Raw genomic sequence first — 20966 nt, 5'->3', positions numbered from 1 at the left:
GGTCGGCATGTCGACGGAGGGCAACGGTGGCCACGACTGGGCCACCTGGGACGCGTACCACGACGTCTGGCGACGACTCGACCGGGCGCTCGACCGGGCCGTCCAGGCGGGCGCCGGCATCTCCGTCCCCGAGTTCGAGATCCTGATCGGCCTGCACCGTGACCCCGACCACCGTCTGCGTGTCCGGGACATCGCCGCGGGGATCGGCTGGGAGAAGTCGCGCGTCAGCCACCAGGTCACGCGGATGGTCTCCCGCGGCCTGGTCGAGCGGGCGGACTGCCCGAGCGACGCCCGTGGCAGCTGGGTGGTGATGACCGCGGACGGCCGTCGCGCGGTGCTCGCCGGCATCCGCGCGCACACCGGTGCGCTCGAGGACCTGTTCTGGAGGCCCGTGGGGACCGACGCCGAGACGCTGCGGTCCGTCAGCGCGCGCGTCCAGGACGCCATCGGCCCCGACGATGCGTCGGACGAGGCCGAGGCCGGTTAGAGCGTGACGACGGCGAGCGCGCCGCGCTCACCGCGCAGCCGGACCTGCACGCTCTCGATGTCGTCCCGCGGGATGTCCGTCGACGCCGACAGTCCTCGGGCGTCCGCACCGGCAGCCGTCCACGAGCCCACGGTCTGCGTCGTGCCGTCGGTCCGGACGACCACCAGGTCGTAGAGGATCGACCCGTCCGGCGACCACTCCTTGCCGCCGTACGAGCACCCCCAGTCGAAGCGGGTGCCCCACTGCTCGCCGCTGATGGCGAGCTGGACGTCGAGTCCCTGCACGCCGGTCATGTCGTAGCGGTCGGCGGTGGCAGCTGCCGTCGGAGTGGCACCGGCCTGCACCGTGATGCGCTCGCCGGCGGCACCGACCGCGAGCCCGCCCAGGACGGCGGCGACCACCGCGAGCCCCGCGGTGGCGGCGACCCAGACCCGGCGACGGCGGCGACGGTGTCGGACGCGGTGCGCGACGGAGGCGAGGTCGCTCTCGGAACGGGTGTCGGGCCTCCCGTCCGGTTCTGCGATCTCGATCGCCTGGTCGGCCGGCAGCTTGCCGAGCAGCCCCGGCAGACCGACCAACTCCGCGACGGCGGCCGCGCAGCGGTCGCACGTCTCGAGGTGCCGTTCGTACTCCAGCCGCTCAGTGGCCGGGAGCGACCCCAGGACGTACGCCGCATCCCACTCCGCGTACCTGTCGTCGCTCATCGGGTCACTCCTCGTTCCTGCAGTGCGAGCCGCAGGGCTCGCAGCCCGTAGTGCAGCCGCGACTTGGCGGTGCCCTCCGGGATGTCGTGTCGTCGTGCGATCTCCGGCACCGTGTGCCCGAGCCAGTACGCGTCCACCACCACGCGGCGGTGGTCCGGGGTCAGCGACGCGAGTGCGTCGGCGACCACGATCCGGTCCAGCACGGCGTCCGTGCTGTCCGACTCGATCCGTTCGACCTGGTGCTCGGTGCCGTGCTCACGGCGGTTGCGGGCCGACCGTGCGTCGTCGACCACCAGGTTGCGCGCCACCGTGAAGAGCCACGCCCGCGCGCTGTCGGGTGCCCGTTCGAGCACGGCCGGACGCTGCCAGGCGCGGACCATCGTCTCCTGCACGACGTCCTCGACCGTCGAGCCGTCCCGCGTGAGGTGCCGGACGTACCGCGTGAGCGCGTCACCGTGCTCGCGGTACAGCGTCGCGAGCAGCTCGTCCGCGGAACGACTCGTCACGGTCACTTCCCGAGGTCGAGGGAGAACTCGACGGAGCCCTTCCCGTCCACGGTGACGAAGCCGAGCGACGGCGCCTTCACGCCGTAGTCGGCGAAGGTGATCGGCACGGTGCCGGCGACCTGGACGGTGCCGCCCTCGCCGACCGCGACCTGCGCATCGGCGGTGACCGGCTTCTCGACGCCGTGCAGGTCCATCGTGCCGGTCAGGGTGACGTCCTGCGTGGAGCCGTCGAGCGCCTTCGTGACGTCGACGGGCTTCGTGAGCTCGAACGTCGCGGTCGGGTACTTGTCGGTCTGCAGTGCGGTGGAGCGGAAGTACTCGTCGCGGGCGGCTTCGGGGGTGCTGATCTTGCCGACCTGCACGGTGACGGACGCCTTGGTGAGGGACCCACCGTCGACGACGGCGGTGCCCTTGACGTCCTTCGTGCGACCGACCACGTTCACATCGTTCCCCTGCAGGACCTCGTGCACCCGGTACCCGGCGTACGAGCTGCTCTTGCTCGTCCAGGTGCCGTCGGCGTCCTTCGCGTCGAGGGTGCCGGACGAGGACGCCGACAGCGAGGGTGCTGCGGCGGCCTGGCCGTTGACGGTGTTCGCGTAGATGACCGGGCCGGCGATGACGGCTGCTGCCGCCACGACGACGACGCCGGCGGAGATCCCGATGATGACCTTGGTTCGTTTGCGGAGTGCCATACCCTGAACGACGAGGTAGCCGGGCGGATCGTTCAGACGGGTTTCAGTCGGCGGTGCGGGCGCGGTCCTGGTCGGCGCGGTCCTGGTCGGATCGGTCCTGGTCGGCCCGGTCGTCGTCGGTCGCCGCTTCGCCGTCGGTCGCCGCTTCGCCGTCGGTCGCGGTGTTCGTCACGGCGCCGTCGTCGGTCGCGGGGGTCTCCCCGCGCATCCGGACGAGGCTCGCCAGCGTCGACACGGCCATCGCGGCGACGATCACCAGCAGGGACACCCACGTGTTGATCTCCGGCGCCCACTCGATGTGGTGGCCGCCGTTCAGGAACGGCAGCTCGTTGTCGTGCAGCGCGTGCAGGACGAGCTTCACACCGATGAAGGCCAGGATCACGGCGATGCCGTACTTCAGGTAGACGAGACGCTCGAGCAGTCCGCCCAGCAGGAAGTAGAGCTGGCGCAGACCCATCAGCGCGAAGACGTTCGCGGTGAACACGATGAAGGGGCTCTCGGTGATGCCGAAGATCGCCGGGATCGAGTCGAGCGCGAACAGCAGGTCGGTGGTGCCGATCGCGATGAGCACGATGAGCAGCGGCGTGAAGTGCCGGACACCGTCGTGGTGGGTGCGGAACTTCATGCCGTCGTACGTGTCGGTGAGACGGACCCGGCGGCGGAGGAGCCGGACGATGAAGGTGTCCTTCTGGTCGTCCTCGTCCTCGCCGCGGAGCTGCTGGATCGCCGTCCAGATCAGCCAGGCGCCGAAGATGTAGAAGATCCACGAGAAGTTCTCGATGAGCTGCGCGCCGACCAGGATGAAGATCCCGCGGAGCACGAGCGCGATGATGATGCCGAGCAGCAGCACCTCCTGCTGGATCTTCTTCGGCACCGAGAAGCGCGCCATGATGATGACGAACACGAACAGGTTGTCGATGCTCAGGCTGTACTCGGTCAGCCAGCCCGCCAGGAACTGCCCCGCGGAGTCGCCACCGGCGAAGACCAGCATGAGCACCGCGAAGACCAGTGCGAGCCCGACGTAGATGCCCACCCAGACGCCGGATTCGCGCAGCGTCGGCACGTGCGGGCGACGCGCGACGATGAGCAGGTCGGCGAGCAGGATCGCGACCAGGGCGATCATCGAGCCGACTTCGAACACGACGGGGAGCTCGGGCATGCGGAGCCTTCCTTGCTGGTGGTGGGGCGGGCAGCTTCGTGAGCGACCCGCACCAGTCTCCGGCATGATCCGGGCGGTGGCGAACCCGGGGGCTGCGTGCGGCGGACAGGCTCGTGCTGTCAGCGCGCTGACGTCACCGCGTCCGCGACGGCCCGGGCCACCTCGGTGGCGGGGACGTCGGTCGCGTCGATGACCTCGGCCTCGGCGTGCAGCCAGCCGCGCGCCGCCTCGGCGTAGGCGTCGACGTACGCGAACCGGAACGTGGACGGCCCCACGATCGGGTCGTTCTGGATCCGGTCGCGGAGCGTCGACTCGTCGACGTGCAGCACGAAGTGCTGGACCGGGATCCCGTGGTCCGCGAGCCCCGCGGCGATCTCACGCCAGTACGCCTCGACCAGGACCGTCATCGGCATGATGAGCGGCCCGCCCACGTAGTCGTGCACCCGCCGAGCGGTCTCGACCACGAGCGGCCGCCACGGGTCCCAGTGCTGGAAGTTGTCGCTCTCCGGCAGCCCCGGCGTGACGTCCATCAGCACCTCGCCGACCTTCTCGGCATCGAGGATCCGCGAGCCGGGCAGCAGCGGCTGGAGGAGTCGGCTCGTCGTGGTCTTGCCCGCCCCGTGCGTTCCGTTCAACCAGACGATCACACCAGGACCCTAGCCGCCGACCACCCCGAGGGGCGGTCGGCGGCTGGTCGGCCGGGCAGTCAGCGGTTCGGCCGACCGGTCGAACGGTCAGCGACCGCTGAGGTCGTACGGGGCCACCGTCGAGTCGACCGTGGTCAGGTACCCACCCCCGGCGAGCGCCGTGGGCAGCGTGATGGTGCGGAGCACGGATGGCTTCGCACCGGTCGTGTCGATCTGGGTGATCTTCCCCTCGTCGCCCCGCGTCACGAACACGCTGCGGCCGTCGTCGGTCGCCGCGGTGAACCGCACCGACGCGCCGGCGGCCGACTGTCCGGCGACGGGCCCCTTGCGCAGCGGCGTGAGCGGGACCGAGGCCGTGCGGCCGGAGTAGACACCGTCGGCCTGCTTCCGCACCAGGACGAGCGAGTCCCCGGTACCCGACGTCAGCGCGACGGCGGCGAACCGGGCGGTGACGGCGACCCGGGTGAAGGACCCGGTGCCGAGGTCGACACTGCTGATCCTGCTGGACGACGTCGACGAGGTGGTCAGGTAGACGGGGACGGCGTTCCACGGGGTGCCCGCGGCCGTGATCCCGGCCTGCGTGCCCACCGCGGTCGTGCCGTCCGGTGCCATGCGGGGTCGGTAGCTCTGCACGCTCGGCTTCGGGTAGGCGACGGACCGGGAGCTCGTGAAGCCGGCCCGCGTCACCCGGACGGTCTGCACGCCGGCGGCGAGGTCGGAGCCGATCACCGTCCCGGTGGCGTTGACGATCGGGCCGTGCGGGTAGGCGCCGAGTGGCGTGGTCGCGACCGGGCGCGGATGCGTTGCGCCCTGCATGATCGCCGAGACGGAGTAGGCGTCGAGTCGTCCGCCCGCGGTGACCACCAGGCGCAGGGGGCTGCCGACCAGGAACGTCTCCACCTCTTCCGTGCCGCGCTTGCCCGTCGTGGCGAGCTGCACGGCCGAGGTGTCGATCCGAGCAGTGCGCTCCGTCTTCCGCCGCAGGTCGATCACCGTGACCCGCTGGCGCTCGGAGCCGTCGAAGTCGGAACCGACCGCCAGGTGACGCCGCGCGGTGTCGGTGGACAGCCAGCCGGCGCGCTCCCATCTGCCGTCGCCGTTCGGGATCGCGTAGTGCTGCGCAATGCGAGCCGTGCCGCGGGGGCCGATGGCGAGGACGTCGAGCTGCGGCTTCGACTCGTCCATGAACGCGATCTGCCCGTGGCCGAGCTGCACGGAGCCCGCGTGGGTGCCGAACTCGATCCCGCTCAGGGTGGCGGTCCGCCGGCCCGTCACGGCGTCGTTGACGTACACGCGCTTCGCCGTCGGATCGGCCGTGACGAGCCAGCTGTGGTGGGCGGTCCGGGTCACGGTGGGTGCAGCCGAGGCGGGGACGGCGATCGCGGCGCCGACGAGCGGGACGAGCCCGGCCAGGACGAGTGCGGGGAGGAGACGCAGGGATCGAGCGGACATGGAGCTCCTGTCGGGAAGACCGGACGGTGGTCGCCCAGTTGAGAACGATTATCACAAAGCTCTCCGCCTTCCACCATGAGACCGTGCCAAGGTCGAGCCGTGCAGAACTCCACGACAGTCGTCATCGCCGGATGCGGCGACCTCGGGACCGAAGCCGGCCTGCGCTTCGCCGACCAGGGCCACCACGTGATCGGACTCCGCCGCCGCGCCGAGCTGATCCCCGCACCGATCACCGGCCGGAGCGTCGACCTGCGCCACGAGGTCCCCGAGATCCCCGCCGACACGAGCGTCGTCGTCGTGGCCTTCGCCGCCGGCAGCCGCGACGTCGACGAGTACCGCGCCACCTACGTCGACGGCCTGCGCAACGTGCTCGACGGCATCGACGCCTCGGAGGCCGACCCCCGGGTGCTCGTCGTGTCCTCGACCGCCGTGTACGACGTCTCGGACGGCAGCGAGGTCACCGAGGAGACCCCGTCGCGCGGTGCGACCCCGACCGCCGAGGTCCTGGTCGAGGCCGAGGTCCTGCTGCGCGAGCGCGCTCCCGGCGCCGTGCTGGTCCGGCTGTCGGGCGTCTACGGTCCGGGCCGCGAGCGGCTCATCGACCAGGTCCGGTCCGGGTCCGCACGGCTGGCACCGGGGACCTCACCGCACACGAACCGCATCCACCGCGACGACGCCGCCGCCGCGCTCGTGCACCTGGCGGCCCTGCCCGACCCGGCACCGCTCTACCTGGGGACAGACGACGAGCCGAGCCGGTTGGACGACGTGCTGCGGTTCCTGGCCGACGAACTCCACGTCGCCGAGCCGTCGACGGGCGACGGTGACGCGCGGCAGGCCGGCGGCGACAAGCGCCTGTCGAACGCGTTGCTCCGGTCGACGGGATGGACGCCCCAGTACCCGACGTTCCGCGAGGGCTACCGCGCCGTGCTGGCCGGTGAGGGCACCCGCCACCCCTGACACCCCGCAAGACACCGGTGTCCACGCGCCGAACACCCGCGTGCGGGTGTTCAAGCTGCGAACACCGGTGTTCCACGGACCGCCGCTCAGTGGCCCCGGTGGTCCTGGATCGTGATCCGCGGCCCGAACGACGGCTTCCGGAACCCGGAGCCGCCGATCAACCGCACGACACGCTCCCGGTGCCCGCGCCAGGGTTCGAGCAGCTCGAGCATCCCGTCGTCGTCCACGGGGGCGCCCGTGAGTGCCCACCCGACGAGCGCCGGCACGTGGAAGTCCCCCACGCTCGGCGAATCCGGGTCACCGTGGGAGCGCTGCGCGGTCTCGGCTGCGGTCCACCGGCCGACCCCGGGGATCGTCTGCAGCTTCGTGGACACGACCTCGCCACCGCGGCCGTGGGCCAGGGTCCGCTCGAGTGCCGGCGCGAGCTTCACGGCACGCATCACGGTGGCCGAGCGCCCCGGTTCGATGCCGGCACGGTGCCACTCCCAGCTCGGGATCCGCGCCCACGTCGGAGCGTCCGGCGGCACCATCATGCCCGCGGGTGCCGGACCGGGCGCCGGGGTGCCGTGCCGACGGAGCAGGTACCGCCACGCCCCCCACGCCTGGCGCGAGGTCACCTTCTGCTCCATGATCGCCGGCACGAGCATCGCGACCACGGTGTTCGTGCGGAGCAGCCGGAGCCCGGGCTGCTTGTGGCGGGCGGCGGCGAGGAACTCGTGGCGCGTGACGTCGAACCCGTCCCAGTCGTCGCCGCGACCGAGCATCTCCGGAGCGTGGGAAACGGCCCACGCAGCACCGTCGCCCCACGCCGACACCGCGATCGTGTCGCCGGCCCGCCGGATCGCCACGGAAGCGGGACCGGAGGGCGTGCGCAGCGCGAGCCACACGACGCCGCCGACCACCTGGAAGGCCGGGTCGCCGGAGCCGCGCTGCAGGGGCCGCAAGGTCGACGCGACGTCCACCGCGCCTCCAGGCCGGTACACCGTGTCGACGCGAGACGCTTCGCCGGACGCACCAGCGGCCGCAGGCGGCGAAGCGGAAGCGAGCAGGGACACACGGGGATGGTAATGCGGAACCACCGTCAGTCATGATGGGCACTGATCCCCACCACCCGACGACGGAGTTCCCATGCGCATCGGCATCCTCACCTCCGGAGGCGACTGCCCCGGCCTGAACGCGGTCATCCGCGCGATCGTCCTGAAGGGCATCGCCATCTACGGACACGACTTCGTCGGCTTCCGTGACGGGTGGCGCGGGGTGGTCGACGGCGACATCGTCCCGCTCGGCCGCAAGGACATCCAGGGCATCGCGAAGCAGGGCGGCACGATCCTCGGGACGAGCCGCACGAATCCGTTCGAAGGGCCCAACGGCGGGGTCGAGAACATCTCCGCGACCCTGCAGCGGCACGGCATCGACGCCATCGTCGCGATCGGTGGCGAGGGCACCCTGGCCGCCGCGAAGCGCCTGACCGACGCCGGCCTGAAGATCGTGGGTGTGCCGAAGACGGTCGACAACGACCTGGGCGCGACCGACTACACGTTCGGCTTCGACACCGCCGTCGCCATCGCGACCGAGGCGATGGACCGCCTGCGCACCACCGGTGAGTCGCACTCGCGCTGCATGGTCGCCGAGGTGATGGGTCGGCACGTGGGCTGGATCGCGCTGCACTCCGGCATGGCCGCGGGCGCGCACGCGATCCTCATCCCCGAGCAGAAGACGAGCATGGAACAGATCGCGAAGTGGGTGCGGGCCGCGTACGACCGCGGTCGCGCACCGCTCGTGGTGGTGGCCGAGGGCTTCGTCCCCGACCACGAGGACACCGCGCACACCGAGCGCGGACTCGACGCCTTCGGGCGGCCGCGGCTCGGCGGCATCGGCGAGCGCCTCGCGCCGCTCATCGAGGAGATGACGGGCATCGAGACGCGGGCCACGACCCTCGGGCACATCCAGCGCGGTGGTACGCCGACCGCCTACGACCGGGTGCTGTCGACCCGGCTCGGGCTGGCGGCGATCGACTCCGTGGTCGAGGAGCGCTGGGGCCGGATGGTGGCGCTCCGGGGCACCGAGATCGAGCACGTCTCGTTCGAGGAGGCGCTCGGCGAGCTCAAGACGGTGCCGCAGGCGCGGTTCGACGAGGCCGCCATCATGTTCGGCTGAGTGGGCTGGCTGGGGCGGGCTGGGGCGGCTGGGCTGGGGAGGGTGGGGCGGCTGGGCTGGGCTGGGCTGGGCGGTTTCGGGCGTAGCGGGTCGAATCGGGCGTACCTGGTCGGTTCTTCCGACCCAGTAAGCCCGAAACCACCAGGCATCGCGCGCGTTCTGGGAAAGAACGGGCAGGCCGCCGGGAGGCCCGGGGTAGCGTCCGGCGCATGACCCGCGCCGTCCTCGTGTCCAGTGCAGCCCCGCCCACCGTCACCGACGTCGACCTGCCGGATCCGGCCGAGGGCGAGGCCCTCGTCGACGTCACGTACTCGAGCGTCAACTACAAGGACGGCCTGGCCCTCGCGCGGAACCCCGGCGTCGCCCGGCTCGATCCGCTCGTGCCGGGGATCGACGTGGTCGGAACGGTGTCGGGGCTCGGACCGGGTGTGCACGAGGTCGCGATCGGTGACCGGGTGGTGCTGAACGGCGCCGGCCTGGGTGAGACCCGGCACGGGGGCTGGGCGACGCAGGCCGTGGTGCCGTCCGGGTCGCTCGTCGTGCTGCCCGAGGCGATCGACGACTCGTTCGCCGCGGCCATCGGTACGGCGGGGTTCACGGCGATGCTCAGTGTGCTCGCCCTCGAGCGCTTCGTCGCACCGGACGACGGACCGGTGCTCGTGACCGGGGCGTCCGGCGGGGTCGGCACGGCGGCGATCGCGCTCCTCGCGGCCCGCGGGTACCGGGTGACGGCGTCGACCGGTCGCGCGGCCAACACGGACTCGCTCCGCAGACTCGGTGCGACCGAGGTGGTCGACCGCGCCACCCTGTCCGAGCCGGGCAAGCCGATGCAGCGCGCCACCTGGGCCGGAGCGGTGGACAGCGTCGGTGGGGCCACGCTGGCGAACGTGCTGGCATCGACCCGGTGGGGTGGTGCCGTCACGGCGTGCGGGCTGGCGCAGGACTCCGCGCTGCCGACGACCGTGCTGCCGTTCATCCTGCGGTCGGTGTCGCTGCTCGGGATCAACTCCGTCGACGCGCCGCTGGAGCTCCGACGTCGGGCGTGGGACCGGCTCGCGACCGATCTCGACGCAGCGCTCCTGGCCGACGTCACCCGCACGGTCACGCCCGAGCAGGCCATCGCGGTGGGTGCCGAGGTCGTCGCTGGGCGAGTGCACGGTCGGACGGTCGTCGCCGTCGCGGGCTGATCGGGCAAGCTCCCCGAGCGGTTGATTTAGCAAACGTTTGCATATTGACACGCTAGGATTTCGAGTGTCGATTTCGTCCTCGAGGAGATGACATGCCGGTCCCCAAATCCACCGTGGAGAGCTCTCCCCGGAAGCTCCTGCGCGACGTCGTCTACGACAAGATGCTCGCGGCCCTGCGCGACGGCACGCTGCAGCACGGCGAGCGCCTGAACGACGACGAACTGGTGCAGTGGCTGGGTGTGAGTCGCACCCCGATCCGCGAGGCGATCGCGAAGCTCGTCGACATCGGCCTGGTCGAGATGGAGGCGAACCGGTACACCCGCGTCGCCACCCCGACCTTCGAGGACTGGGTCATCGCGACCCGCGCGACCGCCGGGTTCTTCGAGCTCAGCCTGCGCTGGGGCGTCCCCGAGTACAGCGACGAGGACGTCGAAGCCCTCACCGCGCTGCTCGACAAGGCCGACCGCATGCGCAAGGTGCGGGACTACGGCTTCAGCGGTGCGCTCACCGAGATCATCGAGTTCGGCGTCGAGCACTCCGGCAATCCCCTGGTGCAGAACGCGGCCGTCGGGGCCATGGAGCGGGTCCGCTTCACGCTCAACCCCACGCCGGCGTTCGAGCAGTGGGGGTCCGAGGCGTTCTTCTCGATCCTGCGCGAAGCGCTCACCGAGCGCGACGGCGAAGGTGCCGCCGAGGCCGGACGAGCCCTCACGCGCAACTTCGAGCAGCACATCGAAGCGGTCCGCGCCGACCGCGGCTGACCCGTGGTCACCGGCGAGTGGGGTGATCCGTGGGCGTCGGTGAACGACGACGCGTACACCGCCCTGCTCGCCCACGTCCGTTCCGGTCCAGGGGACGCTGTCGTGGTCGACGTCGACCACCTCGCTGTCACGCAGGGGGCACCCCCAGCACGGCTGCGCGCCGCAGCCGCCCGCCTGCAGGACCTCGGGCTGTTCACGCTCCGGAGCGACGGGTCGTGGGAGTACGACGGGCTCTCCGACGAGGACATCTCGGACGGGTACGACTTCTGGGTCGCCCTGATGGGCCCGGCGATGCGGGCGACGGTGCCGGTGCTGTCGGACGACCTCGTGCAACGCCTGGGCACCGCTGCCGCCAGCACACGGGCACTCGCGGCGCTCCGGCAGCCGGAGTACCGCGCGGCGTTCGCGACCACGGCCCAGCTCTGGTTCGAGCACTGCCCGAACCGCCTGGTCCGGTCGTTGGGCGTGCAGGCGTTCGAGCGACTCCGATGGGCGAGGTTCCCGAACCAACCCTGGACCGTCCCGCAACTCGGCCCGTGGCTCGCCGCGGTCGAGCGTGTCGCCGCAGGCCGTGCAGCCGACGACGTGGACACGGCCGTCCACGAGCTCTCCGCGCTCTTCGACGTGCAACGCCGGAACGCCGGGATCCCCCACCCCTCCGGCCTCGCCGTGTCCGCCTCCGAACGCCGTCGGTCGGCGACGGAGCGGGCGCTCCTGCGGGACATCCGCACCGGCGCGCTCCCCGTCGGCTCGACGCACGCGTTCCAGAGCCTGGTCGCGCGGACCGGCTCGCCTCCGGCGAGGGTGGCCGAAGCCCTGAGGAGCCTGGCCGACCTCGCCCTGATCGAGGACGACCACGGGATGGTGCGGATCGCCGAACCGTCCCTCACCGCGTGGCGGGACGCGATGGAGCTGCTCGCGGGACTGTTCACGGCAGCTGCTCGGCGCCTGCTCCCGGCGCTCGAGGGTGACGCGCTCGAGGAGTTCCACGACCTCGTCGAGCGCGCCCGCACCGACGGCGAGGTCCGCGACCACCGGTACACGGACAGTGCTTTCGCCGTGAGCCGGTTCTTCGCCGAGCACTCGGGCAACCGGTGGGAACGAGGAGCACTGCGCCTTGCGCTCGGCCGGCTCGTCTACGCGCTGCCCGAGGCCCCTGCGTTCCGGCAGTGGGACGCCGGAGCGCTCTGGTCCGCCCTCGACGCGGCTGCGGGCAGCGGCGAACCGGTGGCCGCCCGGACGGCCGCCGAGCTCTTCGTCGACATCGCGCGGGCCCACGTGGACGACGTCACGGCGCGGTGGGGCACGATGGGGTCATGACCGACGCGCACGATGACGTCCTGATCAACGCCACCGGGGTCCGCGTCACGCGCTCCGGCCGCGACCTGCTGCACGACGTCGACCTGACCGTCCGACGCGGGGAGCACTGGGCCCTGCTCGGACCGAACGGTGCCGGCAAGTCCACGTTGCTGGCCGTCCTCGGTGCCACCGGGCACCCCACCGCGGGCACGGTCGAGGTCCTGGGCCGCCGGCTCGGACGCGTCGACGTCCGTGAACTCCGCGAGCACATCGGCCACGTCGACCCCCGGCACCGGATGCTCTCACCGCTCACCGTGCTCGAGACGGTGCTCACCGGGCTGACCGGCACGACGGACCTCATGATGCGGTGGGACCCCTCGGCCGAGCAGGTCGCCCTGGCAGAGCAGCACATCGCCGACGTCGGGCTCACCGCACGACGCGACGCCCGCTGGCCGGTGCTGTCGCAGGGTGAGCGGGGACGCGCCCTCATCGCCCGAGCCTTGATGTCCGAACCCCAGCTGCTGCTGCTCGACGAGCCGGCGACCGGCCTCGACGTCGCCGCGCGGGAGCACCTGCTCGAGACCGTCGACGCGCTGCGGCACCGGCACCCCGAGCTGGGCAGCGTGATGGTGACCCACCACCTGGAGGACCTGCCGGCCTCGACGTCGCACGCGATGCTGCTCCGCGACGGCGCCGTCGTGGCTCAGGGCACCTCGGACGAGGTCATCACGTCGTCGGCGGTGTCACACGCGTTCGACTTCCCGCTCGCGATCCTGCGGGCAGAGGGGCGCTGGGCCGCGCGCCGATCCGCCTGACGCGTGCTTGAATGGCTGTTCAGTGTCCGCGGCCCGTGTCGGGGAGGGACCCGGCACCGCACGATGGTGTCACGCCGCGGACCGTCACCAGGGGGAACCATGACGAACACGCCGCCGCCCTACCCGGGGTCCGAGCCGCAGCCCAACGCCGGCCAGCCCGACGCCGGCCAGCCCAACGGCCAGCAGTACCCGCAGCAGCCCGTCGGCCAGCCCCAGCAGCAGCCCGCGGGCCAGCCCTACGCGCAGCAGCAGCCAGCAGGCCAGCCCTATGCGCAGCAACCGCTCGCAGGCCAGCCCTACGCCCAGGCCGCCCCCGCCGGAGCCGCACCGTACGCACCCCCGCCCAAGTCGTCGTCCTCCCGAGGCAAGCGCGTCCTGATCTCGGTGCTCGGCGTCGTCGTCGCCGTGGTGGTGGCGTTCCTCGTCCGCCAGGGCCTCAACGCGGCCTTCAGCGACTCCACGGAAGAGAAGGTCTCGAAGGCCGTCGCGCAGATCCGCGAGCAGAGCGACCTGCCCAAGCAGGTCGACTCCGTCACGACGTGGACCGGGATCGAGGCCGAGGGCGCCGCGATCCACTACGACTACACCGTGTCGGCGAACGTCGACCCGGCCTCGATCACCGAGGGGGCCATCCGCGACGCCGTCGGGCCGAACCTCTGCTCGAACAGCGAGACGAAGAAGCTCCTCGACGAGGACGTCGACATGCGGTACACCTACGCGTTCGAGGGCTCGTCGAAGACCGTCGACACGACCTTCACGAAGTCCGACTGCTCCTGAGGCCCGCTGCCCGTCACGCGGTCGCGGCGGCAGCAGCCTTCGCGGCCGTCACGCGGTCGCGGCGGCAGCAGCCTTCGCGGCCGCGGGCAGGGCGTCGAGGATCCGCCCGACCGCGCGGTCGTCGTGCGCGGCGGTGACGAACCACGCCTCGAAGACGCTCGGCGGCAGGGTCACCCCCGCGTCGAGCATCGCGTGGAAGAACGGCGCGTAGCGGAACACGTCCTGCGCCCGCACGTCGTCGTAGTTCCGCGGCGCGGTCTCCGAGAACGCGAACGAGAACAGGTTGCCGGCGTGCTGCACGGTGTGGGCGACGCCCTCGGCCGACAGGGCTTCGCTCGTCGCGGTGGCGATCGTCGAGGCCGTGCGGTCGAGGTGCTCGTACACCTCGGCGGTGGCGGCCCGGAGCGTCGCGGTGCCGGCGGCGACGGCCAGCGGGTTCCCGGACAGGGTGCCAGCCTGGTACACCGGCCCGAGCGGGGCGAGGAAGTCCATGACCTCGCGCCGACCGCCGAGCGCGGCGAGGGGCATGCCGCCGCCGATGACCTTGCCGAACGTGATGAGGTCGGGCTTCCACCCGGCGCCGTCCGGCACGACCTTGGACGCCTCGAGGCCCCACCAGCCGGCAGCACCGACACGGAACCCGGTGAGGACCTCGTCGACGATGAGCAGGGCCCCGTGCGACTGCGTGATCTGCGCCAGGGCACGGTTGAAGCCGCGCTCGGGTGCCAGGACACCCATGTTCGCGGCGGCGGACTCGACGATGACGGCGGCGATGCGCTCGGAGTGCTCGTCGAACGCGCGTCGGACGGCGTCGAGGTCGTTGTACGGCAGCACGAGGGTCTGCGCGGCGGTCTCGGCGGTGATGCCCGCGCTGCCCGGCATGGCCAGGGTCGCGACACCCGAGCCGGCCTCGGCCAGCAGGGAGTCCGAGTGCCCGTGGTAGTGCCCGGCGAACTTCACGAGCAGGTCGCGACCGGTGTAGCCGCGGGCCAGCCGGATCGCGGTCATCGTGGCCTCGGTGCCCGTCGACACCATGCGGAGCTTCTCGATGGGGCCGTCGCCGTCCACCGACACCCGCTGCTTCACGAGTTCGGCCAGCTCGGTCTCGCCCGGGGTCGACGCCCCGAACGACAGTCCACGTGCGGCGGCCTGCTGCACGGCCTCGACCGTGCCCGGGTGGGCGTGCCCGAGGATCGCGGGGCCCCACGACGCGACGAGGTCGACGTACTCGCGGCCCTCGGCGTCGGTGACGTAGGCGCCCTTCGCGGACACCAGGAAGCGCGGGGTACCGCCGACCGACCCGTAGGCGCGGACCGGGGAGTTCACGCCACCGGGGATCGCGTTCTTGGCACGGCCGAAGAGCTGGTCGTTCGTGGTCATTCGGGGGCCTTCCCGGTCGAGGCGATGCCGGCGACGTCCGCGGTGCTGCCCGAGGTGCGGAGGCCCGCTTCCTCGTTGAGCTTCCGTGCGATGTCGACGGCGAAGTAGGTCAGGATCGCGTCGGCTCCGGCGCGCTTGATGCCGACGAGCGACTCCATCGCGGCGGCGTCGCGGTCGATCCACCCGTTCTGCGCTGCTGCGGTGATCATCGCGTACTCGCCGGAGATCTGGTAGGCCCAGACCGGGACCGGCGAGGTCGCCGCGGTCTCGGCGAGCACGTCGAGGTAGCTCATCGCGGGCTTCACCATCACGATGTCGGCGCCCTCGTCGACGTCGAGCGCGACCTCGCGGAGCCCCTGCCGACCGTTCGCGGCGTCGATCTGGTACGTCCGGCGGTCACCGACGAGCGAGGACGACACGGCCTCGCGGAAGGGACCGTAGAACGCCGAGGCGTACTTGGCGGCGTAGGCGAGCAGCGCGGTGCCGCTGTGCCCGGCGCCGTCGAGGGCGTCACGTGCGGCGGCGATCTGGCCGTCCATCATCCCGCTCATGCAGACGAGCTCGGCGCCGGCCTCGGCCTGGGCGACCGCCATGTCGCGGTAGCGCAGCAGCGTGGCGTCGTTGTCGACGGAGCCGTCGGCCGCCAGCACGCCGCAGTGCCCGTGGTCGGTGAACTCGTCGAGGCACAGGTCGGACTGCACCACGAGGGCATCCCCCACCTCCTGCCGAGCGACGCGGATCGCCACGTTGAGGATGCCGTCCGGGTCGGTCGCGCCGGAGCCGGTGGCGTCCTTCGTGGTCGGGACGCCGAACAGGTTCACGCCACCCACACCGACCGACGCGGCGTCGACCAGCGCGCGGCGGAACGAGTCGAGGGAGTGCTGCTGCACGCCCGGCATGCTCGAGATGTCCACGGCGTCGGTCGCACCTTCGCGGATGAACATCGGCAGCACGAGCTCGGCGGGGTGGAGCCGGGTCTCGGCCACGAGTCGTCGCATCGCGGGGGTGGCGCGGAGCCGACGGGGTCGGACCTGGGGGAAGCGTCCAGTCACGGGTGACCTTCCTGGTGGGGGGTGGTTGGGTTCAGTGCCTCGACGACGGCGTCGAGCAGGGCTTCTGCGGACCGGGTTCGTCCGACCGCGTGCACGGGGAGTCCGGCCGCACGGGCGTCGGTCGCGGTCCCGGGGCCGATGCAGGCCACCATGGTGCGGAGGTCGAGCGGGGTCATCCGGCGGGCGATCTCGCGGGCGACGCTGCCGCTCGTCACGAGCACCGCAGCCGGCGCCGTCTCGAGGGTGATCGGCTCGTCGCCGGTCCCCACGGTACGGTACGCGACCACGTCGTCCACGTCGATGCCGCGGGCACGCAGGCCGTCGACGAGCGTGGGTGCCGCGATCTCGGAGCGGGGGAACAGCACGGTGCCGTCGGTGTCCGGCAGCTCCTGCACCAGGCCGGCGGCGGACGTCTCGTCCGGCACGAGGTCGACGATCCAGCCCGCAGCGCGCGCGGCACGGGCGGTCGGCTCGCCGACCGCGGCGACGCGGACCCCGGCCGGGAGGCCCGCCACGCGTTCCGACAGGACCGTCACGGCCGTCGCACTGGTCACCACCACCCAGGCGTACCCAGCCACAGGGGTTCGGTCACCGACGTGCGTCGGCGATCCGTTCCTCCCGGCCGTGTCCTGGGCGACCAGTCGGCGGACCGCAGCGTCGAGCGCGGCGGGGTCGGACGGCGGAGCGTCCGTGATGAGCGGGACGACGACGGGGGTGAGCCCACGGGCCCGCGCCGCCGTGCTGACCCGGTCCCCCCACGCACCGCCACGCGGGACGAGGACGACCGGGGGTCGCGCCTCGTCCGTCGCGGTGGTGGAGGGTTCCGTGGTGACCGCCTACTCGGCCGGCGTCGCGAGGCCGGGACCCGCGGTGTACGGCCCGTCCGTGGTGTCCTCGGCGACGGTGGTCGCCAGGTCGGCGAGGTCTGCAGCGCCGTTCTCGAGCAGCTCGGTCGCCACGCGACCGCCGACCGCGAGCGCCTCGTCGAGGCGGTCCTGCGCCGACCCGTCGAGCACGGCCGCGTGCGACGCGGTGCGGTACTCGGTGCCGTCGGGACGGTAGACGGTCGCGGACACGAGCAGCAGCTCGGCGTCCACGACGGCCGTCGCACCGATCGGGGCGGAGCAGCCGGCCTCGAGCTTGGCGAGGACCTCGCGCTCGGCCGTCACCGTCAAGCGGGTGGGGGCGTGCTCGATCTTGCGGAGTGCGGCGAGCAGCCCCCGGTCGGTCTCGTCCGAGCGGATCTCCACCGCGAGCGCGCCCTGTCCCGGAGCACTCGGCCAGAAGCCGAGGTCGAGCAGTTCCGTGGCGGCCGACAGGCGGTCGATGCGGCCGAGGCCCGCGGCCGCGAGCACCACGGCGTCGAGGTCGTCGTCCACCCGACCGAGGCGGGTGTCGATGTTGCCGCGGATGTCGACGACGTCGAGGTCCGGGCGCTGCGCACGGAGCTGCGCGGCACGGCGCGGCGAACCGGTGCCGACCTTCGCGCCCTCGGGCAGGGTGTCGACGGTGGCGCCGTTCCGGGCGACGAGGACGTCACGGGCGTCGGCACGCTTCGGCACGGCACCGATCGTCAGGCCCGGGTACGGCGCGGTCGGCAGGTCCTTGAGCGAGTGCACGAGGACGTCGACCTCGCCCGCGACCAGGGCTTCACGCAGCGCGCTGGCGAAGACGCCGGTGCCGCCGAGCGACGCCAGCGAGGCACGGTTCGTGTCGCCCTCGCTCGTGACGGTGACGAGTTCGACGGGGCGACCGGCCGCCTTCGCCAGGCGGTCGGCGACGTCCTGCGACTGCGCGACCGCGAGCCGGCTGGCACGGGTGCCGAGCCGGATCGGGGTCGGCCCGTCGGGCCCGGTGGCGCTGGGGTCGTCCGCGGTCGTGTCGGTCACGGAGCGACGCCCGCGGCGGCGGGCTTGAACCCCGCTCGCACGTTCTCGCAGCAGCCCGGACGGCACACGTCGTACCAGGGGCCGATGTCGGTCATGTGCGGGCGCTCGGCCTTGGGCGTGCCGTTGACGCGCTCGAGCACCAGGTCGACGAGACCGGACACGTAGGCCGGGTCGATGCCGGGGGTCTGCGTGCGGAGCGACCAGAAGCCGAGCTCACCGGCGGTCTCGGTGGCTTCCTCGTCGAGGTCCCACATGACCTCCATGTGGTCGCTGACGAAGCCGAGCGGGACGATCAGCACGGCACGGGTCGGGCCGCCCTTGAGGTCGTCGTTCATGTAGTCGTTGATGTCGGGCTCGAGCCACGGCTGCGTCGGGGGGCCGGAGCGCGACTGGTAGACGAGCTTCCAGGCGGGCTTCGACGTGCCCTGCAGGTGGGCGTGCTCGGGCTGCTCGAGGAGCTCGGCCCAAGCCTGGTCGAGGACGACCTCGCCGACGGCCAGGTGCTGCGCCTCGTACGCGCCGTGCTCGTCGAACCCGCGGTAGTCGGGCCCGGAGCGGGCGGCGTCGGACGACGGGATCGAGTGCGTCGAGAAGAGCACCTGCAGCTCGGTCGCGACGTCGAGGCCCTCGTTCTCGGCGATCGCGCGGGCCATGCCGTCGCGGACGCCGTCGATGAACGGGCGGACGAAGCCCGGGTGGTCGAAGAACTGGCGGACCTTGTCGATCTGGATCGTGTCGATCAGACCGGTCTCGGTGAGCACGCGGGCGTAGTCCTCGCGGTACTGCCGGCAGCTCGAGAACGACGAGTACGCGCTCGTGGCGATGGCGACGAGCTTCGTGTAGCCCTTGTCCGCCGCCTCGGTGAAGGCTTCTTCCAGGTAGGGCTCCCAGTTGCGGTTGCCCCAGAGGACCGGCATGTCGATGCCGCGCGACGCCAACTCGGCCTCGAGTGCGGCCTTGAGCGCCCGGTTCTGCGCGTTGATCGGGCTCACGCCGCCGAAGTGGCGGTAGTGGTGCGCCACCTCTTCCAGACGCTCGTCCGGGATCCCGCGGCCGCGGGTGACGTTGCGCAGGAAGGGGATGACGTCGTCCTGGCCCTCGGGGCCACCGAAGCCGGCGAGCAGGATCGCGTCGTACGCGTTCGGGGTCTCGACGTGCTCGGGACCGGACGCCGCCGCGGGGGTGGCGGCGAGGACCTGGCCGTTCGTGATCATGCTGGTGTCGGTCAAGACAGCACCTCCGGGAGTTCGGCGGTCGTCACGCGACGACCCGTGAAGAAGGGGACCTCTTCGCGCACGTGCATGCGCGCTTCGGTGTAGCGGAGATCGCGCATCAGGTCGACGAGGTCGACGAGGTCCGGGCTCTCGAGCGGCAGGATCCACTCGTAGTCGCTCAGGGCGAAGGTCGCGATGGTGTTCGTGAGCACGCGGCGGTACTTCGCGCCGGCGATGCCGTGGTCGCGGAGCATCTTCGAGCGCTCCTCCTCGGGCAGCAGGTACCACTCGTAGGAGCGGACGAACGGGTACACCGTGATCCACGCCTCGGGGTCCTTACCGCGCAGGAACGCGGGGGTGTGCCGCTTGTTGAACTCGGCCTCGCGGTGCATCGCCATCACGTGCCAGACCGGCTCGGCGTCCTGGAACAGGCCGGTGCGACGGATCTCGCGCAGCACGGCCTGGATGGCCTGCGCGTCGTCGCCGTGCAGCCAGACCATGACGTCGGCATCGGCACGGAAGGCCGAGACGTCGTAGAAGCCGCGGATCGTGACCCCGCGCTCGGCGGCGCCGGCGATCACGGTGTCGAGTTCGGCCACGGCGTCGTCGCCGACGCGGTGGACCGGACCGAGGGGCCGGCGGAACACTGCCCAGAGGGCGTAGGCCGTCAGCAGGTTCGGGTCGATCCCGGAGTCCGGGTGAACGGTCTCGGCGGGTTCGGTGTGGGGGTGGTCGTTCGCGTGCGCGGGCGCGTCGGAGCTCATGGATCCATTGTCCTATCGGTTGCCAGGGTGTTGGCCGCCCCGCATCCGGTGGACCGCGCTCGGGCGGTCTACCGCCGTCGGAGCACCATCACGACGATACCCCCGACCACCGCCACGCCGGCTGCGAGACCGGCCAGGTAGGGCACCGGCTTCTCGTCGAGGCCGCGCTTGAACTTCGACGCCGCGATCCCGATCTGCCTCGGGACGTTGAGCTTGTCCTCGATCGCGTCGAGGGTGTCGAACAACTGGGCGCGGGTCGCGGCGACGCGAGCAGCGAGATCGTCGTGCGGGTCGGTCACGGTTCCTCCGTCGGTGGTGCGGCTGTCAGGGCTGTCGGCGCTCAGGAGCGGCCGTCGACGTCCGGCTTGCGGCTGCCGTACTGCGTCGGCGGGGTCGGCTTCTTGCCGAGGCCCTTGACCGCGTTGATGTCGTCCTTGACGCTGGCGATGGTGCGCTTCGGCGTGATCGGCAGGCCCTTCTTCAGGCGCTTCCAGCCGACGAGACCGAGGATCGCGGCGATGATCAGCATCACCACGGCCACCACCAGCGCGGCCAGCCACGCCGGCATCACGGTCGCGAGGCCCATCACGGCTGCTGTCAGCAGGACGCCGATCGCGTAGAGCACGACGACGAGCGCGCCGACCAGCAGACCGGCTGCGAGGCCGAAGATCTTCGCCTTCGCGAGCATCTCGGCCTTGAGCAGGTCGATCTCGCCTTTGACCAGGCCCTTGACGAGCTTCGGGACGTCACCGACCAGGCCGAACAGCGAACGCGACTTGCGATCGCGGGTGTCGGTCATGAGGTGGTGGTGTCCTTCTTCTGGCCGACCTTGCGAACGGCCTTCTTGGTCGTCTCACCGATGAACTCGGCGACGTCCGGGGTCTTGTCGGCGATGAAGTCCTCGGCGACGTGCACGCCCTTCTGGACGCCGTTGCTGTTCCAGACCTTGCCGCTGACGGTCTTGATCTGCTCGTACCGCGCCCGTCCGGCTCGCGATCCCAGGACGTACCCGAGTGCGGCGCCGGCGACGAACAGGAGCTTTCCGCGCATGTGCGATTCCTCCGTGC

At 71.9% G+C, this 20966-nt stretch carries 24 protein-coding genes; 8 read left to right on the top strand and 16 right to left on the bottom strand.

Annotated elements, in window-relative coordinates; translation table 11 throughout:
- Nucleotides 1-7 precede the first annotated feature (7 nt).
- Nucleotides 8-487: a MarR family winged helix-turn-helix transcriptional regulator gene (locus tag H7A73_RS00785; RefSeq protein WP_182064247.1), complete on the top strand. Its 480-nt coding sequence runs from the start codon at nucleotides 8-10 to the stop codon at nucleotides 485-487.
- Here the strand turns inward: H7A73_RS00785 and H7A73_RS00780 are convergent.
- The 6 genes from H7A73_RS00780 to H7A73_RS00755 all read right to left on the bottom strand — a co-directional run bounded on the left by H7A73_RS00780 (nucleotide 484) and on the right by H7A73_RS00755 (nucleotide 5647).
- Nucleotides 484-1191, bottom strand: coding sequence for a zf-HC2 domain-containing protein (locus H7A73_RS00780; protein ID WP_182064246.1), 708 nt, complete (start codon nucleotides 1189-1191; stop codon nucleotides 484-486). The two genes, H7A73_RS00785 and H7A73_RS00780, sit on opposite strands and share 4 nt — an antisense overlap.
- Nucleotides 1188-1703 carry a sigma-70 family RNA polymerase sigma factor gene (locus tag H7A73_RS00775; protein WP_071245305.1) on the bottom strand — a complete coding sequence of 172 codons (516 nt, stop codon included), beginning with the start codon at nucleotides 1701-1703 and terminating at the stop codon, nucleotides 1188-1190. Before H7A73_RS00775 ends, H7A73_RS00780 begins: the two co-directional genes overlap by 4 nt.
- Entirely contained in the window at nucleotides 1700-2389 is a 690-nt protein-coding gene (locus tag H7A73_RS00770; RefSeq protein WP_182064245.1) for a YceI family protein, read from the bottom strand. The genes H7A73_RS00775 and H7A73_RS00770 overlap by 4 nt, the downstream gene beginning before the upstream one ends.
- Nucleotides 2390-2432: 43 nt before the next feature.
- Nucleotides 2433-3548 carry a TerC family protein gene (locus tag H7A73_RS00765; protein WP_182064244.1) on the bottom strand — a complete coding sequence of 372 codons (1116 nt, stop codon included), beginning with the start codon at nucleotides 3546-3548 and terminating at the stop codon, nucleotides 2433-2435.
- A gap of 119 nt (nucleotides 3549-3667) precedes the next feature.
- The gene (locus tag H7A73_RS00760; protein WP_182064243.1) at nucleotides 3668-4195 is read right to left on the bottom strand and encodes an AAA family ATPase; all 528 of its coding nucleotides are present in this window, start codon (nucleotides 4193-4195) and stop codon (nucleotides 3668-3670) included.
- A gap of 87 nt (nucleotides 4196-4282) precedes the next feature.
- Nucleotides 4283-5647 (bottom strand): hypothetical protein, encoded by a 1365-nt coding sequence (locus H7A73_RS00755; protein ID WP_182064242.1) that lies wholly within the window; start codon nucleotides 5645-5647, stop codon nucleotides 4283-4285.
- Nucleotides 5648-5746: 99 nt separating this feature from the next.
- Here H7A73_RS00755 and H7A73_RS00750 point away from each other — a divergent pair, with 99 nt between their 5' ends.
- On the top strand, nucleotides 5747-6604 hold the full coding sequence (locus H7A73_RS00750) for an NAD-dependent epimerase/dehydratase family protein (protein ID WP_259362640.1): 858 nt from the start codon (nucleotides 5747-5749) through the stop codon (nucleotides 6602-6604).
- Between the two features lie 86 nt (nucleotides 6605-6690).
- On the opposite strand, the gene H7A73_RS00745 is transcribed toward H7A73_RS00750, so the two are convergent.
- Nucleotides 6691-7659 carry a DNA-3-methyladenine glycosylase family protein gene (locus H7A73_RS00745; RefSeq protein ID WP_182064240.1) on the bottom strand — a complete coding sequence of 323 codons (969 nt, stop codon included), beginning with the start codon at nucleotides 7657-7659 and terminating at the stop codon, nucleotides 6691-6693.
- A 73-nt stretch (nucleotides 7660-7732) separates the two neighbouring features.
- Between H7A73_RS00745 and H7A73_RS00740 the strand changes: the two genes are divergently transcribed.
- The 6 genes from H7A73_RS00740 (at nucleotide 7733) to H7A73_RS00715 (ending at nucleotide 13600) form a co-directional block, all read left to right on the top strand.
- A complete protein-coding gene (locus H7A73_RS00740; protein ID WP_027467034.1) occupies nucleotides 7733-8761 on the top strand; it encodes a 6-phosphofructokinase in 1029 nt (342 codons plus the stop codon).
- Between the two features lie 209 nt (nucleotides 8762-8970).
- Nucleotides 8971-9948, top strand: a complete 978-nt coding sequence (locus tag H7A73_RS00735) for an MDR family oxidoreductase (RefSeq protein WP_182064239.1) — start codon at nucleotides 8971-8973, stop codon at nucleotides 9946-9948.
- Between the two features lie 92 nt (nucleotides 9949-10040).
- A complete protein-coding gene (locus tag H7A73_RS00730; RefSeq protein ID WP_182064238.1) occupies nucleotides 10041-10709 on the top strand; it encodes a GntR family transcriptional regulator in 669 nt (222 codons plus the stop codon).
- Nucleotides 10710-10712: 3 nt separating this feature from the next.
- The gene (locus tag H7A73_RS00725) at nucleotides 10713-12029 is read left to right on the top strand and encodes a hypothetical protein (RefSeq protein ID WP_182064237.1); all 1317 of its coding nucleotides are present in this window, start codon (nucleotides 10713-10715) and stop codon (nucleotides 12027-12029) included.
- On the top strand, nucleotides 12026-12823 hold the full coding sequence (locus tag H7A73_RS00720; protein ID WP_182064236.1) for an ABC transporter ATP-binding protein: 798 nt from the start codon (nucleotides 12026-12028) through the stop codon (nucleotides 12821-12823). Before H7A73_RS00725 ends, H7A73_RS00720 begins: the two co-directional genes overlap by 4 nt.
- A 99-nt stretch (nucleotides 12824-12922) precedes the next feature.
- Nucleotides 12923-13600, top strand: coding sequence for a hypothetical protein (locus H7A73_RS00715; protein ID WP_182064235.1), 678 nt, complete (start codon nucleotides 12923-12925; stop codon nucleotides 13598-13600).
- Nucleotides 13601-13648: 48 nt separating this feature from the next.
- On the opposite strand, the gene hemL is transcribed toward H7A73_RS00715, so the two are convergent.
- The 9 genes from hemL to H7A73_RS00670 form a co-directional block, all read right to left on the bottom strand.
- Nucleotides 13649-14980, bottom strand: coding sequence for a glutamate-1-semialdehyde 2,1-aminomutase (gene hemL / locus H7A73_RS00710; RefSeq protein ID WP_182064234.1), 1332 nt, complete (start codon nucleotides 14978-14980; stop codon nucleotides 13649-13651).
- Nucleotides 14977-16032: a porphobilinogen synthase gene (gene hemB, locus H7A73_RS00705; RefSeq protein ID WP_259362639.1), complete on the bottom strand. Its 1056-nt coding sequence runs from the start codon at nucleotides 16030-16032 to the stop codon at nucleotides 14977-14979. The genes hemL and hemB overlap by 4 nt, the downstream gene beginning before the upstream one ends.
- A complete protein-coding gene (locus H7A73_RS00700; RefSeq protein WP_259362638.1) occupies nucleotides 16029-16610 on the bottom strand; it encodes a uroporphyrinogen-III synthase in 582 nt (193 codons plus the stop codon). The genes hemB and H7A73_RS00700 overlap by 4 nt, the downstream gene beginning before the upstream one ends.
- A gap of 258 nt (nucleotides 16611-16868) precedes the next feature.
- The gene (gene hemC / locus H7A73_RS00695) at nucleotides 16869-17921 is read right to left on the bottom strand and encodes a hydroxymethylbilane synthase (RefSeq protein ID WP_182064233.1); all 1053 of its coding nucleotides are present in this window, start codon (nucleotides 17919-17921) and stop codon (nucleotides 16869-16871) included.
- Nucleotides 17918-19135, bottom strand: a complete 1218-nt coding sequence (locus H7A73_RS00690; RefSeq protein ID WP_182064342.1) for a ferrochelatase — start codon at nucleotides 19133-19135, stop codon at nucleotides 17918-17920. Before H7A73_RS00690 ends, hemC begins: the two co-directional genes overlap by 4 nt.
- 11 nt (nucleotides 19136-19146) lie before the next feature.
- Nucleotides 19147-19899, bottom strand: a complete 753-nt coding sequence (gene hemQ, locus H7A73_RS00685; RefSeq protein ID WP_247737316.1) for a hydrogen peroxide-dependent heme synthase — start codon at nucleotides 19897-19899, stop codon at nucleotides 19147-19149.
- Between the two features lie 68 nt (nucleotides 19900-19967).
- Complete coding sequence (locus H7A73_RS00680) at nucleotides 19968-20198, bottom strand: DUF3618 domain-containing protein (protein ID WP_182064232.1); 231 nt, start codon at nucleotides 20196-20198, stop codon at nucleotides 19968-19970.
- 41 nt (nucleotides 20199-20239) lie between these two features.
- On the bottom strand, nucleotides 20240-20698 hold the full coding sequence (locus H7A73_RS00675; protein WP_071248880.1) for a phage holin family protein: 459 nt from the start codon (nucleotides 20696-20698) through the stop codon (nucleotides 20240-20242).
- Nucleotides 20695-20949, bottom strand: coding sequence for a hypothetical protein (locus tag H7A73_RS00670; RefSeq protein ID WP_017887727.1), 255 nt, complete (start codon nucleotides 20947-20949; stop codon nucleotides 20695-20697). The genes H7A73_RS00675 and H7A73_RS00670 overlap by 4 nt, the downstream gene beginning before the upstream one ends.
- Nucleotides 20950-20966: the final 17 nt, after the last annotated feature.

Source organism: Curtobacterium sp. ME12, from assembly GCF_903970855.1.
GTDB classification, from domain to species: Bacteria; Actinomycetota; Actinomycetes; order Actinomycetales; family Microbacteriaceae; genus Curtobacterium; species Curtobacterium poinsettiae_A.
Note: the sequence above shows the minus strand (reverse complement) of the source record. Positions and strands in the feature narration are given on the sequence as shown.